Origin of the sequence: Glycomyces dulcitolivorans, from assembly GCF_003265355.1 — a bacterium.
Lineage (GTDB): Bacteria > Actinomycetota > Actinomycetes > Mycobacteriales > Micromonosporaceae > Glycomyces > Glycomyces dulcitolivorans.
In genome coordinates, this window is sequence record NZ_QFRW01000189.1 from 1 (window position 1) to 5685 (window position 5685).

6 protein-coding genes and 1 pseudogene are annotated in these 5685 nt (G+C 75.5%); all 7 read left to right on the forward strand.

Annotation, left to right across the window (positions count from 1 at the left end; genetic code table 11):
- Positions 1–190 (forward strand): annotated as a pseudogene (porA, locus tag DI269_RS14050) (pyruvate ferredoxin oxidoreductase); the annotation flags it as partial.
- Positions 187–1188, forward strand: a complete 1002-nt coding sequence (locus tag DI269_RS14055) for a thiamine pyrophosphate-dependent enzyme (RefSeq protein WP_112136855.1) — start codon at positions 187–189, stop codon at positions 1186–1188. The pseudogene porA and the gene DI269_RS14055, both read left to right, overlap by 4 nt.
- Entirely contained in the window at positions 1185–2810 is a 1626-nt protein-coding gene (locus DI269_RS14060) for an NAD(P)-binding protein (protein ID WP_112136857.1), read from the forward strand. The genes DI269_RS14055 and DI269_RS14060 overlap by 4 nt, the downstream gene beginning before the upstream one ends.
- Positions 2811–2937: 127 nt before the next feature.
- On the forward strand, positions 2938–3951 hold the full coding sequence (locus DI269_RS14065; RefSeq protein WP_112136859.1) for a zinc-dependent alcohol dehydrogenase: 1014 nt from the start codon (positions 2938–2940) through the stop codon (positions 3949–3951).
- Positions 3952–4020: 69 nt separating this feature from the next.
- Complete coding sequence (locus DI269_RS14070; RefSeq protein ID WP_112136861.1) at positions 4021–5178, forward strand: NAD(P) transhydrogenase subunit alpha; 1158 nt, start codon at positions 4021–4023, stop codon at positions 5176–5178.
- Complete coding sequence (locus DI269_RS14075) at positions 5175–5486, forward strand: NAD(P) transhydrogenase subunit alpha (RefSeq protein ID WP_112136863.1); 312 nt, start codon at positions 5175–5177, stop codon at positions 5484–5486. Before DI269_RS14070 ends, DI269_RS14075 begins: the two co-directional genes overlap by 4 nt.
- Positions 5483–5685, forward strand: a 203-nt coding sequence (locus DI269_RS14080; RefSeq protein ID WP_198667429.1) for an NAD(P)(+) transhydrogenase (Re/Si-specific) subunit beta, incomplete at its 3' end; no start/stop codon positions are given. The genes DI269_RS14075 and DI269_RS14080, both read left to right, overlap by 4 nt.

Sequence of the window (5685 nt, forward strand, 5' to 3'; positions counted from 1 at the left end):
CACCGAGGTCCGCGCCGCGGCCCCCGGCGGCCCGCCGGTCCACTCGGTCGTCGCCGGTCTCGGCGGGCGCCCGGTGACCCGGGCCGGCCTGGAGTCGGTGATCGGCGCCGCCGAGCGCGGCGAACTCCCGCCGCTGTCCTTCCTCGACCTCGACACGCGGCGCATCGCCGCCGCAGGGAGCCCGTCATGAGCGCGAAGGCGAAGTTCTACCAGGTCGGCAGTTTCGCCGTCGGGAACCGGCTGCTGGACCCCGGCGACCGGACCGTCCAGTCGCGGCAGGACCGGCCCAACGCCCTGACCGGCGGCCACCGCGCCTGCCGGGGGTGCGGGGAGGCCCTCGGGGCCCGCTTCGTGCAGGACGCGGCCGTGCGGGCGACCGGCGGGCGCCTCATCACCGTCAACGCCACCGGCTGCCTGGAGGTCTTCTCCTCGCCGTTCCCCGAGAACGCCTGGCAGGTGCCGTGGATGCACTCGCTGTTCGGCAACGCGCCCTCCGTGGCCTCCGGTGTCGCATACGCGCTCAAGGCGAAAGGCGACACGCAGACGCGGGTGCTCGGGCAGGGCGGCGACGGCGGCACCGTCGACATCGGATTCGGCGCGCTCTCGGGGACGTTCGAGCGCGACGACGACGTCCTGTTCGTCTGCTACGACAACGAGGCCTACATGAACACCGGCGTGCAGCGCTCGGGGGCCACGCCGCCCGCCGCGCGCACCGCCACCACCCCCGCGCTCGGGCCCGCGCCCGGCAACGCGTTCGGGCAGGGCAAGGACGCCGCGCGCATCGCCCGGGCCCACCGCATCCCCTACGTCGCGACCGCCACGGTCGCCGACCTCCACGACCTGGAGGCGAAGGTCGCCGCCGCCATGGAGGTGCGCGGCGCGCGCTACCTCCACGTGCTCGTGCCGTGCCCGCTGGGCTGGGGCACCCGCTCCGACGAGACGATCGCGCTCGCCCGCCTCGCGGTCGGGACCGGCCTGTTCCCGCTCTACGAGGCCCGCTTCGGCGAGGTCGCCGCCGTCACGCCGCTGCGGCGGCCGCCGGTCCCGGTGGAGGAGTACCTGCGGCCCCAGCGCCGCTACGCGCACCTGTTCACACCCGCCCGCGACGACGCCGCGATCGCGCGCCTCCAGGCGCTCGCCGACGCGAACATCGCCGAGTACGGCCTCGAACCCCAGGAGGAGTCATGACCGCCGACCGGCGCCCCCTCCCCTTCGCCATCACGCTGGCGGCCGGGACGAGCCTCGCCAACCGCACCGGCGCCTGGCGCACCGAGCGCCCGGTCTACCGGGACCTGACACCGCCGTGCGAGCACGCCTGCCCCGCCGGCGAGCGCGTCCAGGGCTGGCTCTACCGGGCCGAGACCGGCGACTACGAGGGGGCCTGGCGCGCCCTCATGGCCGACAACCCGTTCCCGGCGGTCATGGGCCGCGTCTGCTACCACCCGTGCCAGACCGCCTGCAACCGAGGCGAACTCGACGAGGCGGTGGGGATCAACGCCGTCGAGCGGTTCCTCGGCGACAAGGCGATCGAGGAGGGCTGGACCGTGCCGGTCGAGGCCGCCCCGACCGGGAGGCGGGTCCTCGTCGTCGGCGCCGGCCCGGCCGGGCTCTCGGCCGCCTACCACCTGCGCCTGCTCGGCCACGAGGTCACCGTGGCCGATGCCGCGGAGCAGGCGGGCGGCATGATGCGCTACGGCATCCCGGCCTACCGGCTGCCCCGCGCGGTCCTCGACGCCGAGATCGCGCGGCTGGAGCGCATGGGCGTCCGCTTCGACCTGGGCACCCTCGTCACCAACCTCGACGTCGAGTCCGCCGGCTGCGACGCGGTCTTCCTCGCCGTCGGCGCGCAGCTCCCCAAGCGCGCCCACATCCCCGCGGGCGACTCCGCCCGGGTCATGGAGGCGCTGTCGCTGCTCCGCTCGGTCGCCGAGGGCGAGCCGGTCCGGCTCGGACGCCGCGTGGTCGTCTACGGCGGCGGCAACACCGCCGTCGACGCCGCCCGCACGGCCCGCCGGCTGGGCGCCGAGGACGCGCTGATCGTCTACCGCCGCAACCGGGAGCGGATGCCCGCGCACGAGTCCGAAGTGGAGGAGGCGCTCGCCGAGGGCGTCCGGATCCGCTGGCTGTCGACGATCGCCGCCGCCGACGGCGACTCGGTCACCGTCGAGCGCATGGAGCTCGGCGACGACGGGTTCCCGCGGCCCACCGGCGAGTTCGAGACCCTCGCCGCCGACGCGGTCGTCATGGCCGTGGGTCAGGACGTCGATCGGCGCCTGGTCGAGGACCTGCCCGAAACCGAAGGGGCCGTGGCGGTCGGCGCCGACTTCATGACCGCCGCGCCCGGCGTCTTCGCCGGCGGCGACATGGTCCCCTCGGAGCGGACCGTCACCGTCGCGATCGGACACGGGAAGCGCGCCGCGCGCCGCATCCACGAGTGGCTCGGCGCCGCCGCTGCCCCCGAGCCGGCCGCGCCGCCGGTCGCGACCCCCGCCGACCTGAACACCTGGTACTACGCCGACGCCCCGCACCGGGTGCGGCCGCGCCTGGAGGCCGCCCGCCGGGCGGGCGGCTTCGAGGAGGTCGTCGGCGGCCTCGACGCCGGCACCGCGCTGTTCGAGGCCCGGCGCTGCCTGTCGTGCGGCAACTGCTTCGAGTGCGACAACTGCTACGGGATGTGCCCCGACAACGCCGTCGTCAAGCTCGGCCCCGGCCGGGGCTTCGCGATCGACCTCGACCACTGCAAGGGCTGCGGCATCTGCGCCGCCGAGTGCCCGGCCGGGGCGATCGCCATGGTCGAGGAGCCGACCTGACCGCACGAGTGCGCCGGCCCGCGGTGGGGGACGTTCGTCCCCGAAGCGGGTGCCGTTCGGTCCTCTCGGGGGCGTCCGGGCCGGCCATAGCGTGGGAAGCGCCGAGAGAACGCGAGGAGGCACCGCCATGAAGGCCGCAGTAGTCACCAGTTTCGATGCTCCGCTGGAGCTCAGGGAGATCGCCGTTCCCGAGCCGGGCGCCGGGCAGCTGCTCGTGCGCATCGAGGCGTCGGGCATCTGCCACACCGACATCCATGCCGCGCACGGGGACTGGCCGGTCAAGCCGAAGCTCCCGCTCATCCCGGGCCACGAGGGCATCGGCGTCGTCGAGCGCGTCGGCGAGGGCGCCCCGGCGGCGCTGCTGGGCAAGCGGGTCGCGATCCCGTGGCTCGGCACCTCGTGCGGGCACTGCCGGTACTGCGTCTCCGGCTGGGAGACGCTGTGCGAGAGCCAGCTCAACAGCGGCTACAGCGTCGACGGGGCGTACGCCGAGTACGCCCTCGCCTATGCGCACGGCGTGGTCGAGGTCCCCGACGGCGTGTCGAGCTTCGAGGCCGCGCCGCTCACCTGCGCCGGAGTCACCACCTACAAGGCGGTCAAGGTCGCGCGCGTGACCCCCTCGGAGCGCGTCGCCGTCTTCGGCATCGGCGGCCTGGGGCACCTGGCGCTCCAGTACGCGCGCCTGGTCGGCGGCGTCACCACCGCCGTCGACATCGAACCGTCCAAACTCGAACTCGCCCGCGAGCTCGGAGCCGACCAGACCGTCGACGCCCGCGAGGAGGACGCCGTCGAGGCGATCAAGCGGGCCGGCGGCGCCGACGTCGCGATCGTCCTGGCCGCCTCGCCCCAGGTGTTCGACCAGGCGTACCGGTCCCTGAACCGCGGCGGCCGACTCGTCATGGTCGCCCTGCCCGGCGACGCCGCGAAGCTGGAGGTCCCGATCTTCGAGACGGTCCTCCAGGGGATCTCCGTCATCGGGTCGATCGTCGGCACCAGGGCGGACCTGGCCGAGGTCTTCGCGCTGCACGCCGCCGGCCGCACCGGGGTCGTCGCCGAGTCGCGCCGGCTGGAGACGGTCAACGACGACTTCGCCGCCGTCCTGGCCGGGCGGGTCCGGGCCCGGCTCGTCATCGAGTTCTGAACCCGGACCCGCAGGGCGCCCGCGACGGTCCCGCCGCCCGGGCGCCCCCTGAACCGCCGAGGAGGAGTCATGATCGAACGGACCGCCGTGGGCGTCCTCAAGGAGCACGCCCCCGGAGAGCACCGCGTCGCCCTGGTCCCCGGCGCCGTCCCGGGCCTGATCGAGGCCGGGTTCGACGTCGTGGTCGAGCAAGGGGCCGGCGCCCGCGCCGGGTTCGGCGACGCCGAGTACCACGACGCCGGAGCCGCGATGGCGGGACCGGACGAGCTGCGGCGCCGCTGCGACGTGCTCGTCTGCGTCGACCCGCCGCCCGAGGACGGGCCGGTGCCGCTGCGCGCAGGCCAGGTGCTCCTCGGGATGCTCCAGCCGCTGCGGCGCCACCGCCGCGTCCGCGACTGGGCCCGCCGCGGCGTCACCGCCGTCAGCCTCGACCGGCTGCCCCGCACCCTCTCGCGCGCCCAGGCCATGGACGCGCTCACCTCCCAGGCGAACGTCGCGGGCTACCGCGCCGTGCTCGTCGCGGCCCACGCCTACCGCGGCTTCCTGCCGATGCTGACCACGGCGACCGGCACGGTCCGGCCCGCCGCGGTCCTCGTGCTCGGCTGCGGCGTCGCCGGACTGGCCGCCGTGGCGACCGCCCGCCGCCTCGGAGCGGCCGTCTCGGCGTTCGACGTCCGTCCCGAAGCGGTCGCCGAAGCCGCCTCGCTCGGCGCGTCCCCTCTGGACCTCGGCGTCGACGCCGCCGGCGAAGGCGGCTACGCGCGGGCGCTCACCGACGACGAGGCGCGGCGGCAGCGCGACCGCCTCGCCGACGCGATCGGCCGCTTCGACATCGTCGTCACCACCGCGCAGGTCCCCGGCGGCCCGGCGCCGCTCCTGGTCACGCAGGAGGCGATCGGCGGCATGCGGCCCGGATCGGTCCTGGTCGACCTGGCCGCCGGACCCCTCGGCGGGAACATCTCCGGTTCCGAGCCCGACGAGTCCGTCGAACCGGTCCCGGGGGTCACCCTCATCGGCGCCCCGAACCTGCCGTCCGAGATGGCACCCGCCGCCTCGACCGCCTACGCCCGCAACGTCACCGCGATGCTCCACCACCTCGCCCCCGAGGGCCGGCCGGTCATCGACCCCGGCGACGAGATCCAGCGGGCCGTCCTCGTCGCCCACGGCGGCGAGATCCTCGACCCCGCCGTCGCCGAACGGCTCCAGCCGGAAGGAGCGGCGGCATGAGCACCGGCGTCCTCACCGCGGTCACCGTCTTCACCCTCGCGCTGCTGGTCGGGATCGAGGTCATCAGCCGCGTCCCGGCCACGCTGCACACGCCGCTGATGTCGGCGACCAACGCCGTCCACGGCATCGTCCTCGTCGGCGCGATCCTCGCCGCGGCCGAGGCGAACGACCCGCTCGGCTCCGCGATCGCGCTCGCCGCGGTCGCCTTCGGCGCGGCCAACGTCGTCGGCGGCTACGCCGTCACCGACCGGATGCTCCACATGTTCCGGGCCCCGGCCCGCCCGACCGGGAAGGAACCGAAGCCGTGAACGTCGACACCGCCGCCCGCTACGTGCTGCTGGGAGCGGCCGTCTGCTTCGTCCTCGGCCTGCGGCTGATGAACTCGCCGGCGACCGCCAGGCGCGGGAACCTCCTGTCCGCGGCCGCGATGGCCGCGGCGGTCGCCGCCGCGGTCGCCGTCGCCGCCGCCCGGGGCACCGCCACCGGCATCGGCTGGGTCCTCATGGC

Bases quoted from the DNA above. Each gene is read 5' to 3' on its own strand.
- DI269_RS14055 (WP_112136855.1), top strand. From the start codon at position 187: ATGAGCGCGAAGGCGAAGTTCTACCAGGTCGGCAGTTTCGCCGTCGGG.
- DI269_RS14075 (WP_112136863.1), top strand. From the start codon at position 5,175: ATGAGCACCGGCGTCCTCACCGCGGTCACCGTCTTCACCCTCGCGCTG.
- DI269_RS14065 (WP_112136859.1), top strand. From the start codon at position 2,938: ATGAAGGCCGCAGTAGTCACCAGTTTCGATGCTCCGCTGGAGCTCAGG.
- DI269_RS14070 (WP_112136861.1), top strand. From the start codon at position 4,021: ATGATCGAACGGACCGCCGTGGGCGTCCTCAAGGAGCACGCCCCCGGA.
- DI269_RS14060 (WP_112136857.1), top strand. From the start codon at position 1,185: ATGACCGCCGACCGGCGCCCCCTCCCCTTCGCCATCACGCTGGCGGCC.